Source organism: Corynebacterium singulare (assembly GCF_000833575.1).
Taxonomy (GTDB): Bacteria; Actinomycetota; Actinomycetes; order Mycobacteriales; family Mycobacteriaceae; genus Corynebacterium; species Corynebacterium singulare.
Window position 1 is genome coordinate 2697939 of sequence record NZ_CP010827.1, and the last position, 26596, is coordinate 2724534.

Sequence of the window (26596 nt, forward strand, 5' to 3'; positions counted from 1 at the left end):
ACGTCCGAAAACCACAAAACGACCCGGCCACATCATATTCACAGCATGATGCGGCCGAATCGTTATTGCGGAGTTATAGGAGGGTTACTCGGAGTCCGGGCGGACCACCATCATTGGGCACGGCGCAGACTGCAGCAGCGCGCGAGAGGTGGAGCCCAAGAGCATGCCCTTGAAACCGCCACGGCCGTGGGAACCGACGACCAATAGCTGGGCCCCCTCGGAAGCATCCGTTAGTGCGCGAACCGGACGGTCACGCGCGATGAGCTTCTTAACCGACACATTCGGGTATTCCTTCTGGTGCTCAGCCAAACGCTCAGTAAGCAGGTCTGCCTGCTCGCGCTCGACCTCTGCCCACTCGGCCTGGGCGGCGGAAAGTCCAGCCAGGGAAGCCTGCACCTGCATATCCATCCAGGTGTGTACCGCGATGAGCTCAGCGCCGCGAGCATCAGCCTCCTTGAAGGCGTAGTCCGTGGCCTTCTGGGAAACCTCAGAACCGTCAACGCCCACGACGACAGGGCCGTACTTGGTGGACTCGGTGACCTGGTTATCCTCACGGACAACCACAACTGGGCACGAAGCGTGGGAGACCACAGAAGCCGAAACGGAACCCATGACCATGCCGGACAGGCCGCCCATACCGCGGGAGCCCATGACAATCATGGTGACGTCCTTGGACATCTCCAGCAGCATGTCAATGGGGGAACCCTCAGCCACGGTGTGGGCAATCTTCAACTCCGGCGACACCCTGTGGGCCTCAGCGCGGGCCTCCTCGATCTTTTCCAGGGTTTCTGCCTGCAAATCGTCGAAAAGCTCCTTCGGAGGGACCATGCCCTCGGCGTAGAGGAACTGCGGCATAGTGTAGCTCGATGCGATGCGAAGCGGGATTCCGCGCTTCGTTGCAGTATTAGCAGCCCAACGGACGGCGTTCTTCGACGCTTCCGAACCATCGACGGCTACGACGACAATGTCTTCCTTGGCCATGACCTTTTCCTTTCGACGTGCTTACATCTCCAGTCTAATACCTATTGACCGGCCTGTGGGGCGGTCGCAGCATCCGCATTGGCGGGGAAGAGAATGTTGTAGAGAGCCACAGCAATGTCACGAATGACGGCACCGATACCATTAGAGAAGAAATCAATGGCGGGTGCGAGAATCGAGTTAAAATCCATGGGAAAAAGAATAGTCCATAAAAGGCGTGGCGCAACCCCACTTCCCATCCGCGATGGACTAAACCCCACCCAAGCCCGTGTTCCGGAGGGCCCGATTTCTGCGTGGGATTTCGTCCGTGGTCTCATCACCTCCCAGCGCCACCGTCACCCCGACGATAACGACCAAGCCTTACAGGCCCGCTTCAACGCGAACGAGGTTGTGACCCAAAACGGAACGGCCCTTAACCCTGACAGCATCCTCGACACTAATGCGGTGGTGTACTTCTACCGCATCCCTGCGCCAGAGGTCCCTGTTCCCTATGACATCCCCATTCTCTTTGAGGACGAGCACCTCCTCGTCGTGGACAAACCGCCCTTCATGGCCACCATGCCCCGGGCCCGACACATCACAGAGACAGCAACCGTGCGCCTGCGCCGGATGACCGGCAACAACGAGCTCTCCCCCGCGCACCGCCTGGATCGCCTCACCTCAGGGATCCTCGTCTTCACCAAGGACCGCGCCGTTCGGGGCGCCTACCAGACATTGTTTGCCGAGCGCCGCGTCACCAAGACTTACGAAGCCATCGCCCCGCTTGCCGACGTCTCCCCCGGCACCCTCTGGCGCTCCCGCATGGAGAAGACTCCCGGTGAACTACAAGGACGCATCGTTGATGGTGAGGTGAACGCCATTACTGAGGTCCTTGCCGTAGAACCAATAGAAAAGACCCCCTACGAAGCCATTCACGGCCCACTTCCGCCACTGGCGAAATACACTCTCAAACCGCACACCGGGAAGACGCATCAGCTGCGCCTCCACATGCTTCAGGCAGGCATTCCCATTATTGGCGACCCCATCTACCCCGTCATCTACCCCTCCGAGGCCGAGGACATGCGCATTCCAATGCATTTGACCGCCACACACATTTCCTTCATTGACCCCGTTACCGGTGATACCCGTGGATTCAGCTCACAATTGCCCCTTTATACCCATAGATTGATTGCCCATTAAGTACCGCTACAACACCGCTTCACTCAGCGCCGACGGAAAGTGCCAACGACCCATTGCTTTAACTTTTCGGTCCGATAGCCTAGGAATCCCCTATACTTCCCTATCCGAAAGGACCTGACACGATGAAAAAGCCCCTAGCTCTCATCGGCGCCACCGCACTGCTTGTGACAGCAGCCCCCACCGCCAACGCTGAAAACAGCACACTGCACAACACCAACCAGGGCTCGTCCACCGATCTCAATGAGCTCGTCGTCGACTCCCCCATTTACGGCATCATCGCTATCCCAGTCACGCTCTCATCTATCGCGCTGTCGTTCCTTGGTATTCCTCAGTGCGGTTTGCATGACACCCGCGGATGCAAGAGGGGTTAAGGAGCCAAAGCCCGACCTCCAGCTTTTACCTTTATACAAATAGCCCGCTAGCCCAGCTTTTGGGTTGGCGGGTATCCATGTGACGCCCTTTGCCACTTCTCCCAGCAAAGCTCTGGACGTATCAGCACCTCCTCTTTTGGTGTGGATTCTATGTGTCCAGACGTGGAAGTGCAGACCTGCAGGTGGTGGTGTGCCGGGGCTGTTGGGTGGGTCTTTCGCCAGCTGGGTGTGTCGCCTTTTAGGTCTGCACTTTTACATCGGCGGGGTTGATGAAGTGTCCCGGCGTGGGTGCGGTGGGTTTGTGGAAAACCGGAAGAGACCGTTGAAGCGGTGTTGCTTCAACGGTCCCTTTTCGTTGTATTTAGTTGTTTGTTTGTTGTTTAATGTCGGCGGTTTCTTACTCTCCCACAACCTCCCGGTTGCAGTACCATCAGCGCGGGCAGGCTTAGCTTCCGGGTTCGGAATGGGTCCGGGCGTTTCCCTGCTGCTATAGGCCACCGACAAACACGTAGAGCACACCTGGTCTGGTTGTGTGTGTTGTGTCAGATACTGTGTAGTGGACGCGAGCGACAGTGATTTTTTGTCTTCGTGTTTGTGTTTATTCCCCAAACCATTGTTTGTTTGGTGTGTTTGTTTTGGTCTATTAGTACCAGTAGCCTTCGCACCTTGCGGTGTGTCCAGGTCTGGCCTATCAACCCCATCGTCTGTAGGGGACCTCAAATGAAACCTCATCTTAAAACAGGCTTCCCGCTTAGATGCTTTCAGCGGTTATCCCTTCCGTACGTAGCCAACCAGCGATGCTCCTGGCGGAACAACTGGCACACTAGAGGTACGTCCGTCCCGGTCCTCTCGTACTAGGGACAGCCTTCTTCAAGTTTCAACGCGCGCGGCGGATAGAGACCGAACTGTCTCACGACGTTCTGAACCCAGCTCGCGTGCCGCTTTAATGGGCGAACAGCCCAACCCTTGGGACCTACTCCAGCCCCAGGATGCGACGAGCCGACATCGAGGTGCCAAACCATCCCGTCGATATGGACTCTTGGGGAAGATCAGCCTGTTATCCCCGGGGTACCTTTTATCCGTTGAGCGACACCACATCCACAAGTAGGTGCCGGATCACTAGTCCCGACTTTCGTCCCTGTTCGACATGTCTGTCTCACAGTCAAGCTCCCTTGTGCACTTACACTCGCTACCTGATTGCCAACCAGGCTGAGGGAACCTTTGGGCGCCTCCGTTACATTTTGGGAGGCAACCGCCCCAGTTAAACTACCCACCAGGCACTGTCCCCAACCCAGATCATGGGCCAAGGTTAGATGCTCAATCCGATCAGAGTGGTATTTCAACAACGACTCCACACGTGCTGGCGCACGCGTATCATAGTCTCCCACCTATCCTACACAAACCGAACCAAACACCAATACCAAGCTATAGTGAAGGTCCCGGGGTCTTTTCGTCCTGCCGCGCGTAACGAGCATCTTTACTCGTAGTGCAATTTCACCGGGCCTGTGGTTGAGACAGCAGAGAAGTCGTTACGCCATTCGTGCAGGTCGGAACTTACCCGACAAGGAATTTCGCTACCTTAGGATGGTTATAGTTACCACCGCCGTTTACTGGGGCTTAAATTCTCAGCTTCGCCAACAAAGTTGACTAACCGGTCCTCTTAACCTTCCAGCACCGGGCAGGCGTCAGTCCATATACATCAACTTAACGTCTTCGCATGGACCTGTGTTTTTGATAAACAGTCGCTTCCCTCTATTCTCTGCGACCCCACAACCCACCACCAGCGCAMAGACTGGTTTAAGTCGTGTGGTCCCCCTTCTTCCGAAGTTACGGGGGCATTTTGCCGAGTTCCTTAACCACAGTTCACCCGAACGCCTTAGTATTTTCAACCTGACCACCTGTGTCGGTTTAGGGTACGGGCCATACATCCACATCGCTAGAGGCTTTTCTCGACAGTACTAGATCACCAACTTCACCCCAATCGGGCTACGCATCACGCCTCAGGCTATACGGTGTGCGGATTTACCTACACACCACCTCACACGCTTACACCAACAATCCACTAAGCGGCATGGCTACTACTCTGTGTCACCCCATCACTTGAACCACACATCAGGCCCCACGACATCAACAACCAACGTGTTCAAAGAACACATCAATCATATCCGCGGTGGTTAGTATCAGTGCTTTATCATGGGCGCGGACATACGGGTACCAGAATATCAACTGGTTATCCATCGACTACGCCTGTCGGCCTCGCCTTAGGTCCCGACTCACCCTGGGAAGACGAACTTGACCCAGGAACCCTTAGTCATCCGGCGGGAAGGATTCTCACCTTCCAATTCGTTACTCATGCCTGCATTCTCACTCGCACACACTCCACGCCTCCTTACGGTAACGCTTCMAMACATGCACGACGCTCCCCTACCCAATAACAAGTTATTGCCGCGGTTTCGGCGGTGTGCTTGAGCCCCACTACATTGTCGGCGCAGGACCACTCGACCAGTGAGCTATTACGCACTCTTTCAAGGATGGCTGCTTCTAAGCCAACCTCCTGGCTGTCTTCGCGATCCCACATCCTTTTCCACTTAGCACACCCTTAGGGGCCTTAACCGGCGATCTGGGCTGTTTCCCTCTCGACTATGAAGCTTATCCCCCACAGTCTCACTGCCGCACAACACRATTGATGGCATTCGGAGTTTGGCTGACATTGCTAAGATTGTAGTCCCGCTCAACCAACCAGTAGCTCTACCTCCACCAAGCTAATGCGACGCTGCACCTAAATGCATTTCGGGGAGAACCAGCTATCACGGAGTTTGATTGGCCTTTCACCCCTACCCACAGCTCATCCCCGCAGTTTTCAACCTACGTGGGTTCGCGCCTCCACAGCATCTTACTGCTGCTTCACACTGGCCATGGGTAGATCACCCCGCTTCGGGTCCAGGACATGCCACTAAAACACCCCATTAGGATTCGGTTTCCCTACGGCTACCCCACACGGGTTAACCTCGCGACATGCCGCTGACTCGCAGGCTCATTCTTCAAAAGGCACGCCATCACACACAAAAAAAGGTGCTCTGACGGATTGTAAGCACATGGTTTCAGGAACTATTTCACTCCCCTCCCGGGGTACTTTTCACCATTCCCTCACGGTACTCATACACTATCGGTCACACTAAGTATTTAGGCTTACCGGGTGGTCCCGGCAGATTCACAGCAGATTCCACGAGCCCGCTGCTACTCGGGCACCCAACCACACAGATGCTGAAGTCTTCAACTACGGGACTATCACCCTCTACGGTTAGTGTTTCCACACCACTTCGCCTAACAACAACACCCACGCAAACCAGTGGTAGCTAGCTTAAAATCGGGCCCCACAACACCGCACACACAACCCCTACCAAGTATCACATGCATACGGTTTAGCCTCATCCACGTTCGTTCGCCACTACTAGCAGAATCATAATTTTATTTTCTCCTCCTACGGGTACTGAGATGTTTCACTTCCCCGCGTAAACCCCCACAACAGCTATGAATTCACTGAAGGGTAACACCCCATAACAGGTGCCAGGTTTCCCCATTCGGACATCCTCGGATCAACGCTTTATTGACAACTCCCCGAGGCTTAACGCAGCCTTACACGTCCTTCATCGGCTCAGCATGCCAAGGCATCCACCATGCGCCCTCAATAACGAACACACAACCAACCACACACAACAACAATGCCAAAAGCACCATCACCACGTATGCGGCCGGCGTGAACTACACAAAACACAAAAGAACAGAAATCACACAAACCACACACCCACCACCACAAAGCACACCAACAAAAGTCAGTAAAAGCAGTGGCAAGCATGCAGTTTAATGCTCGCGTCCACTATACAGTTCTCACACAACACCCCACACCACAACCACCACCAAGCAACAAGGCTTCGACAGTGTGTTACCAGCATGGGTTACAACCAGGGGATAATGCCCCAGACACCCAACAATGCACCAACATACAAAAGAAAAAAGTAACTTGCGTCGATTAGATAAATTAAGACTCTGGTTAAGGTGTATCTCCACCCGATTAAAAAAATTGGTGGCAGCAGAACACGCGTCTACATCAACCACCACAACCACCACACACCCACAAAAAGAAAGGGGGTCTGGATGGTTAAACACCAACTGGTGTTAAAAAATAATGCTCCTTAGAAAGGAGGTGATCCACCCGCACCTTCCGGTACGGGTACCTTGTTACGACTTCGTCCCAATCGCCGATCCCACCTTAGACAGCTCCCTAACAAGTTTGAGCCACTGGCTTCGGGTGTTACCAACTTTCATGACGTGACGGGCGGTGTGTACAAGGCCCGGGAACGTATTCACCGCAGCATTGCTGATCTACGATTACTAGCGACTCCGACTTCATGGGGTCGAGTTGCAGACCCCAATCCGAACTAAGACCGGCTTTCAGCGATTCGCTCCACCTCACAGTGTCGCTGCGCGTTGTACCGACCATTGTAGCATGTGTGAAGCCCTGGACATAAGGGGCATGATGATTTGACGTCATCCCCACCTTCCTCCGAGTTAACCCCGGCAGTCTCTCATGAGTCCCCAACTAAAATGCTGGCAACATAAGACAAGGGTTGCGCTCGTTGCGGGACTTAACCCAACATCTCACGACACGAGCTGACGACAACCATGCACCACCTGTACACCAACCACAAGGGAAACTACATCTCTGCAGCGATCTGGTGTATGTCAAGCCCAGGTAAGGTTCTTCGCGTTGCATCGAATTAATCCACATGCTCCGCCGCTTGTGCGGGCCCCCGTCAATTCCTTTGAGTTTTAGCCTTGCGGCCGTACTCCCCAGGCGGGGCGCTTAATGCGTTAGCTACGGCACAGAAGACGTGGAAGCCCCCTACACCTAGCGCCCACCGTTTACGGCATGGACTACCAGGGTATCTAATCCTGTTCGCTACCCATGCTTTCGCTCCTCAGCGTCAGTAACTGCCCAGAGACCTGCCTTCGCCATCGGTGTTCCTCCTGATATCTGCGCATTTCACCGCTACACCAGGAATTCCAGTCTCCCCTACAGCACTCAAGTTATGCCCGTATCGCCTGCACGCCCGGAGTTAAGCCCCGGAATTTCACAGACGACGCGACAAACCACCTACGAGCTCTTTACGCCCAGTAATTCCGGACAACGCTCGCACCCTACGTATTACCGCGGCTGCTGGCACGTAGTTAGCCGGTGCTTCTTATACAGGTACCGTCACAAAAAGCTTCGTCCCTGTCGAAAGGAGTTTACAACCCGAAGGCCGTCATCCCCCACGCGGCGTCGCTGCATCAGGCTTCCGCCCATTGTGCAATATTCCCCACTGCTGCCTCCCGTAGGAGTCTGGGCCGTATCTCAGTCCCAATGTGGCCGTACACCCTCTCAGGCCGGCTACCCGTCGACGCCTTGGTAGGCCATTACCCCACCAACAAGCTGATAGGCCGCGAGCTCATCTTGCACCGAAAAAACTTTCCAACCACCACACTAAAGGCAGTTCCTATCCGGTATTAGACCCAGTTTCCCAAGCTTATCCCAGAGTACAAGGCAGATCACCCACGTGTTACTCACCCGTTCGCCACTCGAGCACCCTAGCAAGCTAGGGCCTTTCCGTTCGACTTGCATGTGTTAAGCACGCCGCCAGCGTTCGTCCTGAGCCAGGATCAAACTCTCCACAAAAAAGGCCGTGAAAAGCCCAAACCTAGACAAAAAAGACAAACCAACACAAACAACACCACAAAAGCAGCATCATCTGAACTGGCACATCCAAAAATTACATAAAGAAAAAATCAACAACCAACCCCCAACCCGACGGGGCAAAAAAGGGGCTGGCCTAGTTAGAAGATTTAAATCAATACGCCCAAACAACTTAACTGTTATTTACAATGACGCCGCTTGAAAAAGCGCCATCCGGCATACACCAACCATGCCGCACACACAGCACAACACAGCCAGAACAATAAAAACCAACCAACACAAAAAAGTACATTGGCACACTATTGAGTTCTCACACATCATCACCACACAGCCATACGGAACATCTTTCGATGAAACGCAGTACTGCGAGTAAAGAAAATTTTTGTTTGTCAGGGCCTGTTTTCCTACCGCCACTCTTCAAGAACTCTGGTTCCTGTGGGGCGCTGTCGGTCGCGCTGACTCATATAAAGTTACACACGGGCTCAATAAAACACAAACATGCACCTCATTGGAGGTTTTTAACCCCTCAAGAAGTGCACGTCATTGGGTCTATAGTGCTTGTCTACGAGCAGCTTCTAGCTCGCCCCAAACCATCCCATGACACCCGAGCTGAAGACGTTGGCGCGCTTTGCCATTCGGGGATAGGCCACTATCCACGCAAGGTAGATGACCGCCATGCCGGCAAGTGCCCACTCCATTGGAACCGTGGAATTGATGAGCCAGGTGAGAAATATGGCCGCAATAAGTCCTGCAAGGACCACCGTGTAGAGCCACGTCTGTTTATCAGTAATGGCGAAACTCAACAGAAGTGAGGTTGCAGCAAGGAACACAACGGTGAATCCTGCAAGGTTCCCAGTCACCACGGCGAATATCAGGTCAGCCACCGCCGCTAAGCCCACTGGAATCACGGTGCACAGCAGGGTGGTTTTAGCCCAGGCAGCGCGGGGCAGCCCGAAGGTCACTGCATCTTTCAAGGAACTTCGCACTGAGTCCATTAGGATCGGTACGACAATCAAGGTGACGATGGTACCCACGATTCCCACGTTTTTGCCCCACAGTTGGATAATCGCAACAGTCGCCGCAATAGCGAGGAAGGCGCCGAACGCCACCCACATCCATGCGCGAACTTGCGGGCGCAGAACGATTTGAGAGACCGGGGAAGCGGCAAATAAGCCGGTTGAAGAATCACCATCGCTGCCAGCGATGAGTGATTTCGCCGTCAAACGCGATGGTTCAAACTGCTTCACCATGCAGACTATCCATGCCAACACCGGGGCAATGAGTACCCACCAGGGAAACGCAAAAGGTGCACTGACAAGAATGAGCACAAGCGCTAAAGAAACATTGATTCTCCGATGCCCATTCCACACGCGTGTACTGAGACCAAAAGTGAGGTAACGCGAGAAGTCAGGTTGGGAAAGGTAAAGCATGAGGGGCATAAAGAGTGAATAGCCGATGGCCCAGCCAGTTCCGCGGTCCTGCCCCAGAAACGGCAAGACGATAATCCATATTGCGTAGATTGCACTGAATGTCGAGAGCGCCATGTGCCTATAGAGCTTCATCGCGTCTCCCCCAATGCCAGCACTGCCTGTTCAAGGGAAACCTCAGAAGCACGCAGGCCCATCTCCTGCGCCATGTCGAAGACGTTGGTGGAGTGGTTCGGGCGGGCGTCGACAAGCGCGCGGTCCGCTACGGCAGAGCTTTCACGCTCGAGCACCGGGAGGGACAGGCGCCCCAAGGCGCGATCGAGTGCCTCGGCAGGGCCGGTGAGCTTGACGACGCCCTCAATGAACTCGTCGATAGGACCGGAAAGTGGGTTCTCCCCCATGAGCGCCACGGTATCGAGAAGGCCGGACAGCTCGTTGAGGTGATGGGTGGAGACAATAATGGTGCGCCCGTGTTCTTCGCGCAGCACGTCGTAGAAGACTTCCCGTTTAGCGGCATCGAGGCCGAGATAGGGTTCGTCGAGAAGCATGATCGGCACCCCCGATGCCACCGCAACGATGAAGCTAGCCGCCGACTTCTGCCCCCGGGACAGGCCCGAGTAGTTCTTCATGGGCAGCTCAAAGCGCTCGACCAGCTCTTCGGCGCGCTCTTTATTCCAGGTGGGCCACCGCAGACTGGACACGGTGAAGACCTTCTTCATGTTCCAACCTTCGGGCAAGGGGTTATCAATGCCCATGAGCACAACTTTGTTGAGCACCTTCTCATTGTCGAAGGGCTTCTCACCGTCGACCGTGATACCGGAACCACCCAGTTGACCGGCAATTTTGCGCAACAGAGTGGTCTTACCAATGCCATTGGGGCCGACAAGCCCGTGGGTGAGGCCGTCGCTGAATGTGAAATCTGGGGTCTTGATCATGAGTAGAGTCCTCGGCTTTCTGCGACTAAGTCGATGAGGTCGTGGAGTTGTTGGCGGGTATAGCCCAGGTGCACGGCTTCGTCGATAAGCGGGGCGGCGTATTCGGCCGCAAAGTCCTGGCGGCGGCGTGCACGAATAAGTTCGGCCGCGCCAAAGGTGACGAACATTCCGATGCCTCGGCGTTTTTCGAGGATCCCGAGATCCGCGAGGAGGGTGAGGCCCTTGCGGGCGGTGGCTGGGTTGATGCTATGGAAAGCGGCGAGCTCATTCGTGGACGGCGCCTGGGCACCTTCAGCGAGAGTGCCGTCAATGATGGCGTCCTCGATAAGCACCGCTATCTGGCGAAAGAGGGGCTGCGCGGAATTGTCCATGCACGCCTCCTAGTTGGTTGGTTACTCATGTAACTAACCATATAACCGACCCTATATCGCCCGCAAGAGTTCCTCTTAACACCCTCTTGACCTGCGAATTTCCTTAAGGTTATCGACGTTTTGTGACCAATGGGGCACACTGGAACCCACTAGCCTTAGGCTGGGGACCACACGAATGTGACCATAGAAAAATTAGTTAGAAACAATAGAACGGAATTTAGGAGCCATGCTTGAACGAACACTTGTTTTCGTTGACACGTCATACCTACTCGCTAGTTTTTATAACTCCTGGGAGACCGGCGCTCGGGCCCAGCTAGAGATTGATTTGCCCGAGGTTGTTAGTTCTCTCGGCTGCATGATTGAAAACCAGGTGGGCAACCGTATTCACCGTCAGTACTGGTACGACGGAATCCCCGATACCGGCCCCCACCGCTACCAGCGCGCGCTACGCGTGTGCGATGGCGTACAACTGCGCACCGGCCAGCTCATCGAATGGGGGGAGCGCCGCACACAAAAAGCCGTGGATACACGCCTCGTCGCAGACATGATTGTCTCCGCAATGAAGGGCCAGGTCACCGACTTTGTGCTGGTCTCCGGTGATGCCGACATGATTCCCGGCGTCCAGGAGGCCGTCAACAACGGCGTACGCGTGCACCTCTACGGCTTCGGATGGGATTCCATGTCCTCGGCCCTTCGCCACGCCTGTGACTCCACGACCATCCTCGACCCGCGCGAGGACTTCGCCGACGCCATGGAACTCGAAGTCCTCGAGGGGCCACTGCCGCCGACAATCCGTGAGCCGCGCGAGTCCGACGAGGAGTCCGATTCTGACGCGGTGCTTGGCGACGTCCCCGCCGACCAACCCTCCGCCCCCACCGACAGCACCACGGACGGTGAGGACCACGAGCCTGAAGAGCCAACGGAAGCCCAAGCCGCCTTCCCTTCGGCGCCGAAGCCTGGTCCCTCCACTCCTTCCGCTGCGGCCCCCGCCGCACCAGACGCTGCGACCGCCGAGGCGCCCATCGACGAGGATGAGCCCATTCTTTCCGGCCGTCGCTCGCCCGCCGCCGCGGCGTCCACGGAGGACTCCAGCGACGCGGACGACGTCACCAACAAAGAATTTTCCGAAGCCAAGCCCGCGGATGCACAGGCCTCAGATATGAATACGGCGCCGAAGCCGGGGCCGAAGCCCTCAGCGCCAAAGCCTTCCATGATGGCCCCGCGCCGTAAGCTGCGCTCGAAGTATGTCCCACTACCTGAAGAGGTCTGGAGCTCCGCCGGCTTCCAATCGCCCTTCGACGTGGGTCAGCAGTACGCCTCCTGGTGGTTCGATAACGCGGCCAGCGCCGATCAGCGCGATCAGGCCCACCTCCTCTCCGGCGGCGGCCTGCCCCCGGAGATCGACCGCCCACTGTTGCAGTTCGCCTGCGAAACGCTTCATGAGTACACCCTGACCGAGACCCAGCGCGTGAATCTTCGTGATGGTTTCCACTCCGGCATCCGTGGCGTGCTCATCAACATCCGCCGCCAAGACGGCTAACGCGGCGGTACCCGCCGCGGCTGAAAGCCATAGCAGCACACGCGTTGCTGCCTGTGTGCCTCACCAGGACCACAGTAAAGGGACCTTCTAGGGCTTGTCGCTATCCGCGACCCGGGATTTACCCAATCCCTTGCCCTAGAAGGTCCCTTTACTGTGGTTCCTCTGCTACTTCCCGTCGGGGCCCTCGGTGGCGTCGGTTTCGCCATCGGAACCAGCTTCAATAGCGTCCGCGGGCTTATCGCCAGCACCGGACTCCAGCTCCTTGTCCTTGGCCATCTCGGCACGAATCTCATCGAGGCGAGAGGTCGCGGCCATATCGTGGCCTGCGGCAGTAATCTCCTGAATGCGATCCCCGCCGGAGGCTTGGTGCAGCTCCTGGGCGCCAAGGGCGTCAGCGTAGCGCTTCTCAATCTTGGCGCGCACGCCATCCAACGTCGGCGTGGAATCGTCTGGCTTCAACTCATTCATGGAGTCGAGAGCCTCAGCGTTTTTCTCCTGCATAGCGGCCTGGTCAGCCTGCGCCAGGAGCTGATCCACCTGTGCCAGCTGCTCCTTGAGGCGTGCCTCTGACTGCTGCTGCTGAGCCTTGGCCTGCTCAGCGGCCTGGGTGGCAGCCTCGTGCTGGGCCTTAATTCCCTCGAGCTCCTTCTCCACCGCAACGAGCTGGCTTGCTACAACCTCAGCAGCCTGGTTGTACTCGGACGCTACCTGCGGATCCTCGGCCTTCTCAGCGAGCTCGAGAGCCCGGCGCGTCTGATCTTGATAGTCCTTCTGAGACTTCACCAGGCGGTTGAGCTGCATCTCCAGCTGGGACTTACGGCCAATGATCTCCGCGGCATGCTCGGAAATCTGACGGTGCTGTTCTTTTGCACCTTCCACTGCCTGCTGGATTTGGACCTTCGGGTCGGCATTCTCATCAATCTTCTGATCGAAAGATGCCATCACGTACTTCCAGCCCTTGCTGAATGGATTAGCCATCGCGCTTACTCCTTCATGCTTCCTGCGGCAGAGCATCCCGCCGCGGTTGTTGAATGCAGTCGTCTGAATTATCTATGTCGTTTGTAGTGGCGCAATAAAAAGCGCTTTCCTGCGAGTGTAGCGATACTCACAGAAAAGCGCGCGTGATGCGGGCTAGGGATTATTCAGCCTGCTCGCCCTGCTGCTGTTCCACCTGGGCGCGGACCTCATCCATATCGAGAGCCTTGACCTGGGTGATGAGGTCCTCCAATGCTGCCGGCGGAAGTGCGCCTGCCTCACGGAACACCATGATGCCGTCACGGAAGACCATCAGGGTCGGGATGGACTGAATCTGCAGTTTGGCTGCGAACTCCTGGTTAGCTTCAGTATCGAGCTTGGCGAAGGTAGCGTCCGGGTGCTCCTCGGAGGCCTTCTCAAAGATCGGGCCGAAGCGCTTGCAGGGACCGCACCATTCCGCCCAGGCATCGACAAGCGTAATGCCTTCGCCTTCAATAAGCTCCTTGAACTTGTCCTCAGTAATATCAATCGTTGCCATTGGTCATTCTCCCTATCAATTCGGGTTCATTCTTAGGTTCTTCTCCCCACAACGGTACACAACACCGTTCTATTCCTTGCAAGAATACCCTAGGGGGGTATACCCTCGGATTTAGATCATTCCCAATAGAAAGGAACCTCCACCATGGCTACCAAGAATTACACCGTTACCGGCATGACCTGTGGTCACTGCGAGATGTCCGTCAAGGAAGAAGTTGGCGAGATTGCCGGCGTCACCGAGGTCACCGCTGACCACGCTACCGGCGCTGTCAGCGTCAGTGGCGAGGGCTTCACTGACGAGCAGGTTGCTGCCGCTATCGCCGAAGCTGGCTACGAGCTGGCCTAACTATCATGACTAACGTCCTCCAGCCCGCCGGCCCCCTAGCCCACCTCGACCTCGGTGTCACCGGGATGACATGTACCTCATGCTCCTCCCGCGTCGAACGCAAGCTCAACAAGGTTGAAGGCGTTGAGGCCACGGTCAACTTCGCCACGGAGTCCGCCTCCGTGAGCTATGACCCTGACACCACTACACCTGCCGATCTCATTGAGGTTGTCGAAGGCGCAGGATACGGGGCCTTCACCATGGGTAGTGAGGACGACACTGAATCCGGGACCACACCGACGGAATCCGCGCGTGATGCCGAAGCCGCCGATCTTCTGCACCGCACGGTCGTCTCCGGTGCGCTGTCACTGCCACTCATGGTGCTGTCTATGGTTCCAGCCCTGCAGTTTCAGCACTGGCAGTGGGCCTGCTTGGTGTTGGCAACCATCGTGTACATCTTTGGTGGCGCGCCCTTCCACCGAGCCACGTGGGCCAACCTCAAGCATGGCTCAGCCACGATGGACACGCTCATCACCTTGGGCACCACTGCGGCTTATGTCTGGTCCCTCTACGCCCTTTTCCTGGGCAATGCCGGCATGCCCGGAATGACCATGCACATGACGTTGCGCTCCAACGATGCCCAGATGGACCATATCTACCTTGAGTCAGTTGGAATGGTCATCACTTTCCTACTTTTGGGGCGCTGGTTCGAGGTCAAGGCCAAGGGCCGCTCCTCGGAAGCGCTCACGACTCTGCTCACCATGGGCGCGAAGGACGCGACCGTTCTGCGAGGCGAGACGGAACAGCGTATTTCCGTCTCCGACCTGCGCGTGGGTGACACCATCGTTGTCCGGCCCGGTGAAAAGATCGCCACCGATGGCGTCGTCACCGCTGGGCACTCCGCCGTTGATGAGTCACTGCTCACGGGCGAATCCCTCCCGGTCGAGGTCGCCCCAGGCAGTCGCGTGACGGGCGCGACCATCAACACCTCAGGCCGCCTGGAAGTGCGCGCCACCCGTGTGGGGTCCGATACGGTGCTGTCTCAGATGGGCAAGCTCGTCACCGACGCCCAGGCCTCAAAGGCACCTATCCAGCGTCTTGCCGACCGCATCGCCAGCGTTTTCGTCCCCATCGTCATCGGTATCGCGCTTCTCACCCTCGCCGCGCACCTCATCGTCGGTGGCGTCGCCCCAGCGTTTGTCGCCGCGGTCTCCGTGCTCATCATTGCCTGTCCGTGCGCCATGGGCTTGGCGACGCCCACCGCAATCCTCGTCGGCACCGGCCGGGGCGCCGAAATGGGCATCCTCATCAAGGGCCCGGAAATCCTGGAATCAACCCGGCAGATCGACACCATCGTGCTCGACAAGACCGGCACCATCACCGAAGGCCGGATGTCTGTCACGGAGGTAACCCCCTCGTCAGCGTCGACCACCACGACCCTCACGGAAGATGAACTCCTGCGCCTTGCCGCGGCCGTGGAGAAAGGCTCCAAGCACCCCATCGCCCGCGCCATCGTTGGCGCCTACGAGGGCGAGTTACCCGCCGCGGAAGCCTATGAGGAACTCCCCGGCCAGGGCATCGAAGCGACTATCGACGGCTCCCGGGTTCGCGTCGGCCGCCCGCCTGCTGGATACGAGGGCACGGGCACCCAGGTCGGTGTCTATGTCGACGGTGACCTAGCCGGCACCATCGAACTGCATGACCGCATCAAGGATTCCTCCATTTCCGCTATTGCCCGCCTGAAAGAGCTGGGACTCGAGCCCCACCTGCTCACCGGAGATAATGCTGGCGCAGCGCGTGCCGTAGCCAGCGAGGTAGGTATCGCCCCGTCAGACGTCCTGGCAGAGGTCATGCCGGAAGACAAGGTCGATGCCGTCAAGCGCCTTCAGGCCGAGGGGAAGGTTGTGGCCATGGTGGGCGACGGCGTCAACGATGCCGCCGCACTTGCACAGGCAGACCTCGGCATTGCCATGGGCGCCGGCGCGGACGTGGCCATCGAAGCGTCCGATATCACCGTGATGAACAACGACTTAAGTTCCGTGGCTGACTCTGTGCGCCTTGCTCGCCGCACGCTGCGCATCATCAAGAGCAATCTTTTCTGGGCTTTTGCCTATAATATTATTCTCATCCCGGTTGCGGCCTTCGGCCTGCTCAATCCCCTTCTTGCTGGCCTGGCCATGGCGTTGAGCTCCGTATTCGTTGTCACGAATTCACTTCGCCTAAAAAGCTTTACCTCTTCGGAGTAGCATAACGGTGCATGAATCGTCTTGATCATCACACTATCTCCCGCACGGAACGCCTTGACCGGCTTCCAGTTACTCCCAAGCACAAACGTCTCCTCTTCGGCTCCGGCATTGGCTGGGCGCTCGATGCCATGGATGTGGGCCTCATCTCCTTCATCATGGCAGCCCTCGCCGTGCACTGGGGTATCACGCCCACCGAGTCCTCCTGGCTTGCCTCTGTCGGCTTCATCGGCATGGCGTTGGGCGCCACGTTCGGTGGCTTGTTGGCCGATAAGTTTGGCCGCCGCCACATCTTTGCCCTGACATTGCTGGTCTACGGACTGGCAACGGGCGCATCGGCCTTAGCGACCGGGCTGACGATTCTCATTGTCCTACGCTTCTTCATTGGACTCGGGCTTGGTGCGGAGCTTCCCGTGGCCTCCACTCTCATTTCCGAGTTTGCACCGCTCAAGGTACGCGGGCGCATGGTCGTCTTGCTCGAAGCCTTCTGGGCCTTGGGCTGGATTCTTGCGGCTGTTATCGGAACGTTTGTCGTGGGGGCGTCGGAAAGCGGCTGGCGCTGGGCATTAGCCCTCGGCATGGTACCGGCCATGTACGCTCTGTTCGTGCGGCTCAAGCTTCCTGAGTCCGTGCGCTTCCTAGAATCTCAGGGGCGCCACGAAGAGGCCGAGGAGATCGTCGCTTCCTTTGAAGCCGAGGTCGATGACGCCGACATCGACCGCACGACGCCCCCACCGACGTACTCCGAAGAAGACGTCACCGCCACCAGCATCTGGTCGAAGAGCCTGCGCGGACGCACACTGGCACTGTGGACCATCTGGTTCTGCGTCAACCTGTCGTACTACGGCGCCTTCATCTGGATTCCGTCTCTGCTTGTTGCTGACGGCTTCTCCCTGGTGAAATCCTTCAGCTTCACGCTCATCATCACGCTGGCACAGCTGCCTGGCTACGCTGCGGCTGCCTGGCTCATTGAGGTGTGGGGGCGCCGCAGCACACTGGCTACCTTCCTCGTGGGCTCCGCCTTGTCCGCGGGTCTCTACGGCTTCGCCGGCAGCGAGGCCATGATCATTCTGGCCGGCTGCTTGCTATCCTTTTTCAACTTGGGCGCATGGGGCGCGCTCTACGCCATCGGCCCAGAGCTCTACCCCACGGCACTTCGCGGCCGCGGCACCGGCGCCGCCGCCGGCTTCGGACGCCTCGCTTCCATCCTCGCCCCGCTCATTGTCCCGCCTCTTATTGCTGCGGCAGGTACCGGCTGGCTCTTCGTGCTCTTCGCCGCGGCCTTCGCCATAGCGGCACTCGCTGCGCTCAGCCTCCCCGAGCTGAAAGGCAAGGCCCTTGCTCAATAGAGTATCCCTCGCCGCATGGATAGCGGTGATGGTCGCTCTCACCACGCTCAAGCCCTTCTATCAGATCGGCTACCTGTGGAAGCCGGAAAACCAGCGTGTAAGGGACCTGCGGCTGGTACCGCTCGACGAGTTTTCAGGCGGCACCTGGTTTGGCCCGCTCTTTGAGTACGCGGGCAATACCGCCTTCTTCATTCCCTTCGGCATGCTGGTCTTTGCCCTGTGCCGGTCGTTGCCTAAGACGGCCGCGTGGGGCTTCGCTCTGAGCCTAGCGCTCGAAACTACGCAGTATGCCTTCGCGCTCGGGCGCACGGATATTGATGATCTCATCTTCAATACCCTGGGCGCACTCATCGGAGCAGCCTTAGCTCGCCTTAGTGGCGAGCGTTTCTTCCCGCTGTGGCGATGGCTGGCGCTGGCCGCAGCTGCGGTTTTCTTGGTGCTGGTGATTCTTGGCCCACGGTTGGGTGACCCCAACGCGGTGGTGGACCTATAAACCTGGGGCCGGTTTTCTCCCTAGCCGTGCGCCATGTTGACGAACTTGGAGTAATGCAGCTGGTGGGCCACCTTGACCGTGTCAATCGGACCACCACGGTGCTTGGCCAAAATAATGTCCGCTTCGCCCGCGCGAGGATCATCGCGGTCCTGTGAGTCTGGGCGGTAGAGCAACATGACCATATCGGCGTCCTGCTCCAGCGAGCCAGACTCACGCAGATCCGCCAGCTGCGGTTTCTTGTCTGTACGGGATTCCGGACCACGGTTAAGCTGCGAGATTGCAATCAGCGGAACTTCAAGTTCCTTGGCCAGCAGCTTGAGCTGGCGCGAAAATTCCGAAACCTCCTGCTGGCGGGACTCCACTTTCTTGCCCGAGGACATCAGCTGCATATAGTCCAAAACAATGAGGTCGAGGCCGTGCTGCTGCTTCAGGCGGCGCGCCTTGGAACGAATTTCCATCATGGTGAGGTTCGGGGAATCATCAATGAACAGGGGCGCGTCTTGGATGCGGTTGAGGGTGTCATCAATCTTGGCCCAATCCTCCGTAGAGACACGCCCACCACGCATATCGGAAAGTTTGACCTCCGCCTCCGCCGAGAGCAGGCGCATAACGATCTCCGAGGCGGACATCTCAAGGGAGAACACGACGGAGGTTTTGTTATGTTGCAAGGACGCCGAACGCATAAAGTCCATGGCTAGGGTGGACTTACCCACACCCGGACGCGCCGCCACAATGATCATCTGGCCCGCGCGCAGACCGTTAGTGAGGTTATCCAAGTCAATGAACCCGGTGGGAACGCCGGCTTCCACGCCATTTTGTTGGAGGGCAGCAAGCTCATCGATCGTGGGGTCAATAAGATCAGTCAGCGAGCGATAGTCCTCAGTAGTCTTCTTCTGCGCTACCGCGAAGACTTCCTGCTGAGCGCGGTCCAGCACTGATTCAATCTCGAGGTCTTCAGAGCCCTCGAAGCCCAACTGGACCACTCGCGTACCGGCGTCAACCAGCTTGCGCAACACAGCCTTCTCCGCGACGATCTCAGCGTAGTAGCGCGCATTAGCCGCCGTGGGAACTGTGGCCAGCAGAGTATGAAGATAGGGCGCGCCGCCGACGCGCTCCAAGTTGTTGTAGCGGTCCAGGCGGGAGGCCACGATAACCGCGTCAATATCCGTACCGCCGGCATACAGGTCAATCATCGCCTGATAGATGAGCGTGTGGGCTGGGTAGTAGAAGTCCTCGGGCTCAAGCTCCTCAATGACCTCCATCACCGTATTCGGGCTGAGCAGCATCGCGCCCAAGACGCCCTGCTCTGCCTCACGGTCTGCTGGTGGCTGGCGGAATTCTCCATAGCGCTTCGGTTCCTCGGGGCGTGAGTGGCCGCGGCGATAGGAGCGGCGCGATTCATCCTCGGAGGGCTCCGGCGGCAGTGGTACAGAGTCATCGTCGAAACTGGCGTTAGTCATTTCTCATCAACCCCCGGGGTGCTCGTATTTGCCTACACGTGTCCCGCCCGCTATCTCCCTCCCGAAAACCTTGTGGCATGTTGGCTGGATCCGGCGAGAAGGCGTAGCAGCGAAGTACACAACAGTCTAGCCGAGGCCTCGGACACTCCCCCTTGGGCATAACTTCCAGATTTATCCACAGGAGGTTGTGGAATTACCAGCTCAGGCGACTTGGGTCTCCGGAAGGCCAAGGTCAGAGCTGTGGATAACTTATACCCGCCGTGACCTGCACAGATAATAACCGCAGGTCAAAGCTAGTTTTTTGCGGTGTGAAAAAGTGCACAGATTCGGTGGAAAAGTACGACTATTCGCGCTAAATCGCAGCTACCAGCAGGTTAACAACGACCCGTGTGAGTAAACTCATCGTAAACTAGCCGAAGAGTTATCCACAGAATTTCACAGTTATCCACATCTCTGCACAGTACCGGTGGCTCGGCTGCTGGACTGGGAAAACAGCGAAAGGCCGTGCCCTCTCCACCACCTCACATAGTGGGAGAAACACGGCCTTTACGCCTTGCTGTTGTCAGTGGGTCATGTCTGCGTCCTACTGCCACGCCTCACACGTGGGAAGGACGGAGTTGACCGTCGTGCGCCTTAGTTCTTAGGCAGCAACGACCGAGAAGTTCACCTTGCCGAGAACATCAGCGTGCAGCTTGAGCTCGACTTGGTAGTTGCCGGTCTTCTTGACCAGGCCCTTGGGCAGCACAACGATGCGCTTGTCCAGCTTCGGGCCGCCAGCGGCGGCAACGGCGTTAACAATGTCCTCAGCGGACACGGAGCCGAAGAGCTTGCCGGACTCGGAGGTCTTCACGGGGACCTTGACGTCCTTGAGCTCCTCCAGCTGGGTGCGGATCTCGCGTGCGTGATCCAGGTCGCGGATCTCGCGAGCTTCCTGGGCACGCTTGATGCCCTCGATCTGCTTCTCAGCACCGCGGGTGGCAACAATAGCCAGGCCGCGCGGAAGCAGGTAGTTACGTCCGTAGCCGTCCTTAACCTCAACAATTTCGCCGGGGGCGCCGAGGTTCTCAACGGCAGCGGTGAGGATCAGCTTCATGATCCCTGCCTTTCAATTGAGTTAAATGAATACTTGCGTGACAGTCTTAGAACGGGGGTTCTGCATCCGCACCGTCATAGCTTCCTGCTTGAGGTGCCGAATTCCACGGATCGTTGCTCGGAGCCGACTGCTGCTGAGACTGCTGCGGGGCAGAAGACTGGGATTGGTTTCCAGAGAAACCGCCCTGGTTGCTACCACCACCGTAGTTGTTGCCGCCGCCGAAATTGCCGCCGCCTTGCTGCTGGCCGCCGCCGTAATTGCCACCATTGCCGCCGTTGCCGGACTTGCGGGTGACCTGTGCGGACGCGTAGCGCAGGGACGGACCTACCTCATCGACCTCAATCTCAAAGACGGTGCGGTTATCGCCCTCACGGGTCTGGTATGACCGCTGGCGCAGACGGCCAGTGACAATAACACGCATGCCCTTGGTCAGGGTCTCCGCAACGTTCTCTGCAGCTTGACGCCACACGTTGCAGGTGAGGAACATGGCCTCGCCGTCCTCCCACTGAGAGGTCTGCTGGTTATAGCGACGCGGGGTGGAGGCAACGCGGAAGTTTGCTACTGCGGCACCCGACGGGGTGAAGCGCAGTTCCGGATCAGCAACAATGTTGCCGACAACCGTAATGTTGGTATCTCCCTGAGCCATGTCTTTACTCCTTAATATCGGTTACGTGGATTCGTGTAGAAATGCTCGAAACCCAGTATCCGCTATTTGCTGTCGGTGCGCAGAACCTTGGTACGCAGAATGGAGTCGTTCAGGTTCAGGCGACGGTCGAGCTCGAGTACCGACTCGGACTCGCACTCCAGGTCTACGACGACGTAGATGCCTTCTTCCTTCTTGTTGATCGGGTAGGCAAGACGGCGCTTGCCCCACACGTCAACCTTGTCGACTTTGCCGCCATCCTTGCGGATGACGTCGAGGAACTTATCCAGGGACGGGGTTACGGTGCGCTCATCCTGATTCGGATCCAGAATGATCATGACTTCGTAGTGACGCACGGACCTCATCACCTCCTATGGTCTAGTAATTGGTATCGGCCATATCACCTTTGCGGATATGGCAGGAGGGTCTGTTGCGTCAAGCAACCCCCACACAGTACCGCACTGACCGGCGGAAAAGAAATCACTCCCCAGCTTTTACATGCCGTTGGTCGTCGCCGCGAAGAAAATAGCGGTACTCGCCGGAATGACAGTGAGAAATAGGAGGGCCAGCAACCCGAGAACGAGAGGCCACATGCGGTTCTCAGTACGCTGAAAAAGATAGTAGGCCGTGCTTACGCACAAGAATCCCAGGAAAATCGACACGATGCCGACAATCGTGATGATCATGTGCCGAACCCTCCGGCAAGGGGATCGCGCCCACTATGCGCCGCACGAACCTTGTCCTCGGTCTTGCCCCACATCTGACGGATGACGAGCACACCAATAGCGATGATGAAGGCATCGCGCGTCATGACAGCAATGTCAAGCATCTCATGCGGCAGGCCTTTGTTTTCAGATCCGAGCATGTGCCACATGAGGATGGGCCAGACGAGGGCGTCGGCAAGCGCCCAGCTCAGTATGAGACGCCAACGAGGCAGGGCCAGTACCGCCGGCACCACAAGCCACAGGGAGTACTGCGGCGACCACACCTTGTTGAAGATGAGGAACGCCATAATGATGAGGTAGACCAGCTCGGCCACACGGGGAGTGCGCGGCGCCTTCAGACCCAGAACCGCAATGGCTGCACAGGAGACGAGGAAAGCCACCAACGAGAACGTGTTCAGGAACTCCGGCGTGAAGTCCACCCCCGTAATCCGGTTGATGAGCGCATAAATCGTGGTCCATTCCGCACCGCGCTCCTGGTTAAGGCGGAAGAATTCGCGCCACGCCTCCGGGTACTTCAACGCCACCGGAAGGTTGACGACGCCCCACGTGACAATCGTGGAAACAAACATCGTGACAAACGGTGCCCAACGCTTGTTCCGCATGGCGAGGACCAAGAAAGCCCCAAGAATGAAGAGGGGCCACAGCTTAAACGCCGTACCCAATCCAATGAGGACACCGGCAAGCAGATTCTTACGCTTGGTCACTGCAAGGAGAGCGCCCACCATGAACGCCACGGAAGGAATGTCCCAGTTGGTAAACGCATGGATGACAACGAGCGGGCTGGCCGCCACGAGGATGGTATCCCACGCACGGTTGCCAGTGAGCTGAAAAACCATGACAACGACACCGACCCACATGAGGGCCATGAAGAACGCGGTCAATCCGAAGTACCAGCTGACATCCGCTATGCCAATCCACTCAACAGCAGCATAGGTGTTGCGCGCTAGCCACCCCATGGCCCCCTGGAACAGGCCCGCGAGCACGGGATACTCCATGTAGCGCGTCAGATCACCTTCCACCCATGAGTAGGCATAGGGAAAGCCCGGCTCATCCAAGCCACGCCCACCGTAGAGCGGCACAATGTCGTTGTAGCAGAAGGAAGTGTACTGGCGGTTGCCGTCCCAGTTGAGGCTGATGACGCCGTCGTCACCTCGACGACTTCCCGCACAGGTGGCCTTGCTCATGAAACCGAAGGCCAAGAATGTCCATGCCAAGGTGATGATGACGCGCAGCGGCGTCCACCAGCCAGCGTTTCCGGACCGGGCGAAACGGCCCGTACGGCCGCCCAGAGCGTTGACCGCACCGCGCGCCACCGACTCGGAGGAGAGGGGAACAAGCTGTTGAGTTGTCTGCTGACTCACTGGGGAATCTGTCTCCTATTGGCCGAGAAGTTGGTTAAGGCCATCATCAATCAACTGATCGATCGACGGGGAATTCGGCTGCTCCGGCTGTTCCGGCATCTCGGGTTGGGCCGGCTGCTCCGGCTGCGCCGGAACATTATCGGGGCCGCCGTCCTGCCCCTCGCCCTCATGGACTTCGCCCTCGTTGCCCTCGCCGCCTTCCGCAGTCTCCCCTCCCGGAGTGACCGGAGTCTGCTGCCAGGTCTGAGTCTGGCTCGGGTCGTAGCTGTAGCCGGAACCCCAGCTGCCCACGCCGTAATTAATGGGGTACGCCTGCGGGAAGGCCTGCTGCTCGACGTTAGCAAGCGAGGTGTCCAAGATGGACTTCCAGATCTTCGTCGGCGAGTTGGAGCCGTACATGATGCCGCCCCACTGATTAAAGATTGCGGAGGTGTTGTCGGCCGTGCCTACCCACACTGCTGTAGCCAGCTGCGGCGTGGAACCGACCATCCACGCATCCTTGTTCTGGCCCGTATCGCCCAGCTGCGTCGTACCAGTCTTGGAGGCAGACGGGCGTCCGCCAGCTAGCGCACCATTGGACCATGCGGCAATTGGCTGCATCGCGGAGATCACGTTGTTGGCCACGTTGGCGGAGACACGGCGTTCACCGCCGTCGGTCGGGTTCTCGTAGAGGACTTCGCCGGCAGCGTTTTCTACCTTTTCCACGAAGTGCGGCTGATGCCATATGCCTTGGTTGGTCAAGGTGGCCATTGCCGTCGCTATATCGAGCGGACGCGACTGGTACTGGCCCAGCACGATGCCCTCGTACGGCGTTCCACCATTTTCAGTGAGGGTCTTTTCAATCCCCGGAAGACTGCGCGGCACGCCCAACGCATGCGCCATATCCGCGGTGTCCTGCGTCTTGTTTTCCAGGTCATCCTGGAGGCGCAGGAAGGACGTGTTATAAGAATTCTTCATTGCCTCAGCGATGGAGCAGCTACCGCAGCCGGCACCCACGTCGTTGGTCACGAGCTGCGATCCAGGCAGCTGGTAGGGCGCCGAGGAGTAGTAAGTATCGAGGCTAATGCCCTGCTGGAGAGCTGCGGCCAGGGTCATAATCTTGAAGGTAGAACCGGTCTGCAGTGGGGAGTTGGCATAATCCCAGCCGTTGGAATCGTCACCGCCGTAGTAGCCACGCACGGCACCCGTGGCCGGGTCAATGGTGACTGCTGCCGCGCGTGCATCTTCCTGCAGCACTCCCAGCTCTGCGTGGGCAGCATCCGTCGATGCATTCTGGACGGTCATATCAATGGTCGTCGTCACCTTCAGACCACCGGTGGCCAGCTGATCCTCAGTGATGCCCACACGGGACAGCTCATCGATGACCTGGTTCTTGATGTGGCCATAAGCGCCTGGCGCTTCGGTGTAAGCGGAATACTCAGACGGATCGCGAGTTTCCGGGAAGACCAACTGATCGCGTTCAGCCTGATCCAGGTCACCCATCTCAACGAGGCCATCCATGACGTAGTCCCAACGAGCATGAGAACGTTCCTCATCTACCCACGGATCGAGGACAGACGGCGACTGGATAACGCCTGCGAGCAGCGCGCCTTCTTCCTTCGTGAGGTCCTTAGCGTCCTTATTAAAGTACGCGTTGGACGCTGCCTCAATGCCATAGGCGTTGCGGCCGAAGTAGACGGTATTGAGGTAAGCGTTAAGGATTTCCTCCTTGGACCACTCATTGGTCATCTTCACGGAGTAGATGAGCTCGCGAATCTTACGAACATAGGAGTACTCGTCACCCACCAGGGTGTTCTTCACATACTGCTGAGTGATGGTGGAACCACCGCCAGCGCTGGCATCACCGGTGAGCTTGCCCAATACAGCGCGGCCGAGACCCGTGAAGGAGAAGCCGGAGTTCGTCCAGAACTCACGATCCTCCGCAGCCAGAACCGAATCCTCGACATAGTCGGGGATCTCCTCCAAGGTGACCTGACGGCGGTTACCCTCCGGCGGCACGAGCTTGGCCAGCTGTGATTCACCATCGCGGGCGACGATGGTGGAAATCTGGCTGGGCTGCAACTCCTCGGAGTCGGGGACGTCATACTGCGTATAGGCATAGCCAAAAAGTGCGGCTGGGACAGCCACAACAATAAGCAGAACAACCAGCACAATCCATGGCCAGCGGCGCTTAGTGTGCTTTTTCCTCGCCGGCTTGCGTGTCTTTTGACTGCCGTGCTTGCTCCGAGACGTTTCCTTTTCGGTCACTGATCCGTGTCCTCATCAATCCTGTACAGAAACTGTAAATACATGCAGCTTACCGGCGTGAACTGGGAAGCCAAAACTACTCTAAAGCATAGACCGTGGCTGCTCGTAGAAGATGATTCCAGCGGCACGCCGGGCACACTTCCACCGTATGGACGGTAAATTCCAACCCCTCGCCCGCGAGTTCGGCTATCTCCGACTCGCTTCGCGCGCTCCCGGCGCGGCGGCCCAAGGACTCGCCATATACCCAGCGTGTAAGCCGCATCTGGCTCTCGCAGATGGGGCAGGGCTTGTGCATATCGACGCCGTGATGCTCTGCAGCGGCGCGAAGGAGGAAATCGGCGTCGCACAACTCCTCACGGCTCATCCGTCCCGCGCGGAGGTCACGCAGATGCTGCGCGCGCTCCCATTCATAGGAGACCTCGTTGCGATACGCCACGGGTGAATTCGCTGCCACCTGTCCTGCCTCCTTTGCTGTTATCGACGCAGAATGTACCCAACCTACTTTAGTAGGGGCTGTGACAACGATCTATGCCCCTCGATCTCACTGTTCTACGGGCTCCGTCCCCACTGTGGGCAGTTCACGCTGCAAAAACTAAATTTTTCAGCAAGC

At 57.7% G+C, this 26596-nt stretch carries 22 protein-coding genes and 3 rRNA genes; 7 read left to right on the plus strand and 18 right to left on the minus strand.

Features of this window, described 5'->3' with window-relative positions; genetic code table 11:
• Positions 1–84: 84 nt before the first annotated feature.
• Positions 85–981 carry a universal stress protein gene (locus CSING_RS12355; protein ID WP_042532752.1) on the minus strand — a complete coding sequence of 299 codons (897 nt, stop codon included), beginning with the start codon at positions 979–981 and terminating at the stop codon, positions 85–87.
• Positions 982–1022: 41 nt separating this feature from the next.
• Positions 1023–1169 (minus strand): hypothetical protein, encoded by a 147-nt coding sequence (locus CSING_RS13870; RefSeq protein WP_168162211.1) that lies wholly within the window; start codon positions 1167–1169, stop codon positions 1023–1025.
• Between CSING_RS13870 and CSING_RS12360 the strand changes: the two genes are divergently transcribed.
• Positions 1105–2157, plus strand: coding sequence for a pseudouridine synthase (locus CSING_RS12360; RefSeq protein ID WP_084226221.1), 1053 nt, complete (start codon positions 1105–1107; stop codon positions 2155–2157). The genes CSING_RS13870 and CSING_RS12360 overlap by 65 nt on opposite strands.
• Positions 2158–2279: 122 nt before the next feature.
• Positions 2280–2528: a hypothetical protein gene (locus tag CSING_RS12365; protein ID WP_042532756.1), complete on the plus strand. Its 249-nt coding sequence runs from the start codon at positions 2280–2282 to the stop codon at positions 2526–2528.
• Between the two features lie 384 nt (positions 2529–2912).
• Here CSING_RS12365 and rrf read toward each other — a convergent pair.
• From rrf to CSING_RS12395, 6 genes are all read right to left on the minus strand, one after another.
• A 5S ribosomal RNA gene (gene rrf / locus CSING_RS12370) occupies positions 2913–3030 on the minus strand.
• A 122-nt stretch (positions 3031–3152) separates the two neighbouring features.
• A 23S ribosomal RNA gene (locus tag CSING_RS12375) occupies positions 3153–6227 on the minus strand.
• A gap of 498 nt (positions 6228–6725) precedes the next feature.
• Positions 6726–8244 (minus strand): 16S ribosomal RNA (locus tag CSING_RS12380).
• Together the 16S, 23S and 5S rRNA genes form the textbook arrangement of a ribosomal RNA operon.
• A gap of 593 nt (positions 8245–8837) precedes the next feature.
• Complete coding sequence (locus CSING_RS12385; protein ID WP_042532758.1) at positions 8838–9824, minus strand: hypothetical protein; 987 nt, start codon at positions 9822–9824, stop codon at positions 8838–8840.
• Positions 9821–10624: an ATP-binding cassette domain-containing protein gene (locus CSING_RS12390; protein ID WP_042532760.1), complete on the minus strand. Its 804-nt coding sequence runs from the start codon at positions 10622–10624 to the stop codon at positions 9821–9823. Before CSING_RS12390 ends, CSING_RS12385 begins: the two co-directional genes overlap by 4 nt.
• The gene (locus CSING_RS12395; protein WP_042532761.1) at positions 10621–10995 is read right to left on the minus strand and encodes a GntR family transcriptional regulator; all 375 of its coding nucleotides are present in this window, start codon (positions 10993–10995) and stop codon (positions 10621–10623) included. The genes CSING_RS12390 and CSING_RS12395 overlap by 4 nt, the downstream gene beginning before the upstream one ends.
• 226 nt (positions 10996–11221) lie before the next feature.
• Between CSING_RS12395 and CSING_RS12400 the strand changes: the two genes are divergently transcribed.
• Positions 11222–12535 carry an NYN domain-containing protein gene (locus CSING_RS12400; protein WP_042532763.1) on the plus strand — a complete coding sequence of 438 codons (1314 nt, stop codon included), beginning with the start codon at positions 11222–11224 and terminating at the stop codon, positions 12533–12535.
• Between the two features lie 165 nt (positions 12536–12700).
• On the opposite strand, the gene CSING_RS12405 is transcribed toward CSING_RS12400, so the two are convergent.
• Positions 12701–13513, minus strand: coding sequence for a PspA/IM30 family protein (locus CSING_RS12405; RefSeq protein ID WP_042532765.1), 813 nt, complete (start codon positions 13511–13513; stop codon positions 12701–12703).
• A 160-nt stretch (positions 13514–13673) separates the two neighbouring features.
• Positions 13674–14048, minus strand: a complete 375-nt coding sequence (gene trxA / locus CSING_RS12410) for a thioredoxin (RefSeq protein WP_042532772.1) — start codon at positions 14046–14048, stop codon at positions 13674–13676.
• Between the two features lie 144 nt (positions 14049–14192).
• Here trxA and CSING_RS12415 point away from each other — a divergent pair, with 144 nt between their 5' ends.
• The 4 genes from CSING_RS12415 to CSING_RS12430 are packed head-to-tail and all read left to right on the plus strand — an operon-like array spanning position 14193 to position 18457.
• Positions 14193–14393: a heavy-metal-associated domain-containing protein gene (locus tag CSING_RS12415; RefSeq protein WP_042532774.1), complete on the plus strand. Its 201-nt coding sequence runs from the start codon at positions 14193–14195 to the stop codon at positions 14391–14393.
• Between the two features lie 5 nt (positions 14394–14398).
• Complete coding sequence (locus tag CSING_RS12420; protein WP_042532776.1) at positions 14399–16618, plus strand: heavy metal translocating P-type ATPase; 2220 nt, start codon at positions 14399–14401, stop codon at positions 16616–16618.
• 11 nt (positions 16619–16629) lie between these two features.
• On the plus strand, positions 16630–17964 hold the full coding sequence (locus CSING_RS12425; protein WP_042532778.1) for an MFS transporter: 1335 nt from the start codon (positions 16630–16632) through the stop codon (positions 17962–17964).
• A 28-nt stretch (positions 17965–17992) separates the two neighbouring features.
• Positions 17993–18457 carry a VanZ family protein gene (locus CSING_RS12430; RefSeq protein ID WP_042532780.1) on the plus strand — a complete coding sequence of 155 codons (465 nt, stop codon included), beginning with the start codon at positions 17993–17995 and terminating at the stop codon, positions 18455–18457.
• 20 nt (positions 18458–18477) lie between these two features.
• Here the strand turns inward: CSING_RS12430 and dnaB are convergent, their stop codons facing one another.
• From dnaB to CSING_RS13420, 8 genes are all read right to left on the minus strand, one after another.
• The gene (gene dnaB / locus CSING_RS12435) at positions 18478–19917 is read right to left on the minus strand and encodes a replicative DNA helicase (RefSeq protein ID WP_042532782.1); all 1440 of its coding nucleotides are present in this window, start codon (positions 19915–19917) and stop codon (positions 18478–18480) included.
• 640 nt (positions 19918–20557) lie between these two features.
• On the minus strand, positions 20558–21010 hold the full coding sequence (gene rplI / locus CSING_RS12440) for a 50S ribosomal protein L9 (protein ID WP_042532784.1): 453 nt from the start codon (positions 21008–21010) through the stop codon (positions 20558–20560).
• 46 nt (positions 21011–21056) lie between these two features.
• A complete protein-coding gene (locus CSING_RS12445) occupies positions 21057–21656 on the minus strand; it encodes a single-stranded DNA-binding protein (protein ID WP_042532787.1) in 600 nt (199 codons plus the stop codon).
• 62 nt (positions 21657–21718) lie between these two features.
• Positions 21719–22009, minus strand: coding sequence for a 30S ribosomal protein S6 (rpsF, locus tag CSING_RS12450; protein WP_186302234.1), 291 nt, complete (start codon positions 22007–22009; stop codon positions 21719–21721).
• Positions 22010–22147: 138 nt separating this feature from the next.
• Positions 22148–22339, minus strand: coding sequence for a hypothetical protein (locus tag CSING_RS12455; protein ID WP_042532791.1), 192 nt, complete (start codon positions 22337–22339; stop codon positions 22148–22150).
• A complete protein-coding gene (locus tag CSING_RS12460; protein WP_042532793.1) occupies positions 22336–23739 on the minus strand; it encodes a glycosyltransferase family 87 protein in 1404 nt (467 codons plus the stop codon). Before CSING_RS12460 ends, CSING_RS12455 begins: the two co-directional genes overlap by 4 nt.
• Positions 23740–23754: 15 nt before the next feature.
• Positions 23755–25986, minus strand: a complete 2232-nt coding sequence (locus CSING_RS12465; protein WP_042532795.1) for a transglycosylase domain-containing protein — start codon at positions 25984–25986, stop codon at positions 23755–23757.
• A 76-nt stretch (positions 25987–26062) separates the two neighbouring features.
• The gene (locus CSING_RS13420) at positions 26063–26440 is read right to left on the minus strand and encodes a DUF5318 family protein (RefSeq protein WP_236683985.1); all 378 of its coding nucleotides are present in this window, start codon (positions 26438–26440) and stop codon (positions 26063–26065) included.
• Between the last annotated feature and the right edge of the window lie 156 nt (positions 26441–26596).

Coding starts and splice junctions, on each gene's coding strand:
- CSING_RS12455 (WP_042532791.1), bottom strand. CDS start 22,339: ATGATCATCACGATTGTCGGCATCGTGTCGATTTTCCTGGGATTCTTG.
- CSING_RS12365 (WP_042532756.1), top strand. CDS start 2,280: ATGAAAAAGCCCCTAGCTCTCATCGGCGCCACCGCACTGCTTGTGACA.
- CSING_RS12400 (WP_042532763.1), top strand. CDS start 11,222: ATGCTTGAACGAACACTTGTTTTCGTTGACACGTCATACCTACTCGCT.
- CSING_RS12360 (WP_084226221.1), top strand. CDS start 1,105: ATGACGGCACCGATACCATTAGAGAAGAAATCAATGGCGGGTGCGAGA.
- CSING_RS12385 (WP_042532758.1), bottom strand. CDS start 9,824: ATGAAGCTCTATAGGCACATGGCGCTCTCGACATTCAGTGCAATCTAC.
- trxA (WP_042532772.1), bottom strand. CDS start 14,048: ATGGCAACGATTGATATTACTGAGGACAAGTTCAAGGAGCTTATTGAA.
- dnaB (WP_042532782.1), bottom strand. CDS start 19,917: ATGACTAACGCCAGTTTCGACGATGACTCTGTACCACTGCCGCCGGAG.
- CSING_RS12420 (WP_042532776.1), top strand. CDS start 14,399: ATGACTAACGTCCTCCAGCCCGCCGGCCCCCTAGCCCACCTCGACCTC.
- CSING_RS13870 (WP_168162211.1), bottom strand. CDS start 1,169: ATGGATTTTAACTCGATTCTCGCACCCGCCATTGATTTCTTCTCTAAT.
- CSING_RS12395 (WP_042532761.1), bottom strand. CDS start 10,995: ATGGACAATTCCGCGCAGCCCCTCTTTCGCCAGATAGCGGTGCTTATC.
- CSING_RS12355 (WP_042532752.1), bottom strand. CDS start 981: ATGGCCAAGGAAGACATTGTCGTCGTAGCCGTCGATGGTTCGGAAGCG.
- CSING_RS12430 (WP_042532780.1), top strand. CDS start 17,993: ATGGTCGCTCTCACCACGCTCAAGCCCTTCTATCAGATCGGCTACCTG.
- CSING_RS12425 (WP_042532778.1), top strand. CDS start 16,630: ATGAATCGTCTTGATCATCACACTATCTCCCGCACGGAACGCCTTGAC.
- CSING_RS12415 (WP_042532774.1), top strand. CDS start 14,193: ATGGCTACCAAGAATTACACCGTTACCGGCATGACCTGTGGTCACTGC.
- rplI (WP_042532784.1), bottom strand. CDS start 21,010: ATGAAGCTGATCCTCACCGCTGCCGTTGAGAACCTCGGCGCCCCCGGC.
- CSING_RS12405 (WP_042532765.1), bottom strand. CDS start 13,513: ATGGCTAATCCATTCAGCAAGGGCTGGAAGTACGTGATGGCATCTTTC.
- CSING_RS12445 (WP_042532787.1), bottom strand. CDS start 21,656: ATGGCTCAGGGAGATACCAACATTACGGTTGTCGGCAACATTGTTGCT.
- CSING_RS12390 (WP_042532760.1), bottom strand. CDS start 10,624: ATGATCAAGACCCCAGATTTCACATTCAGCGACGGCCTCACCCACGGG.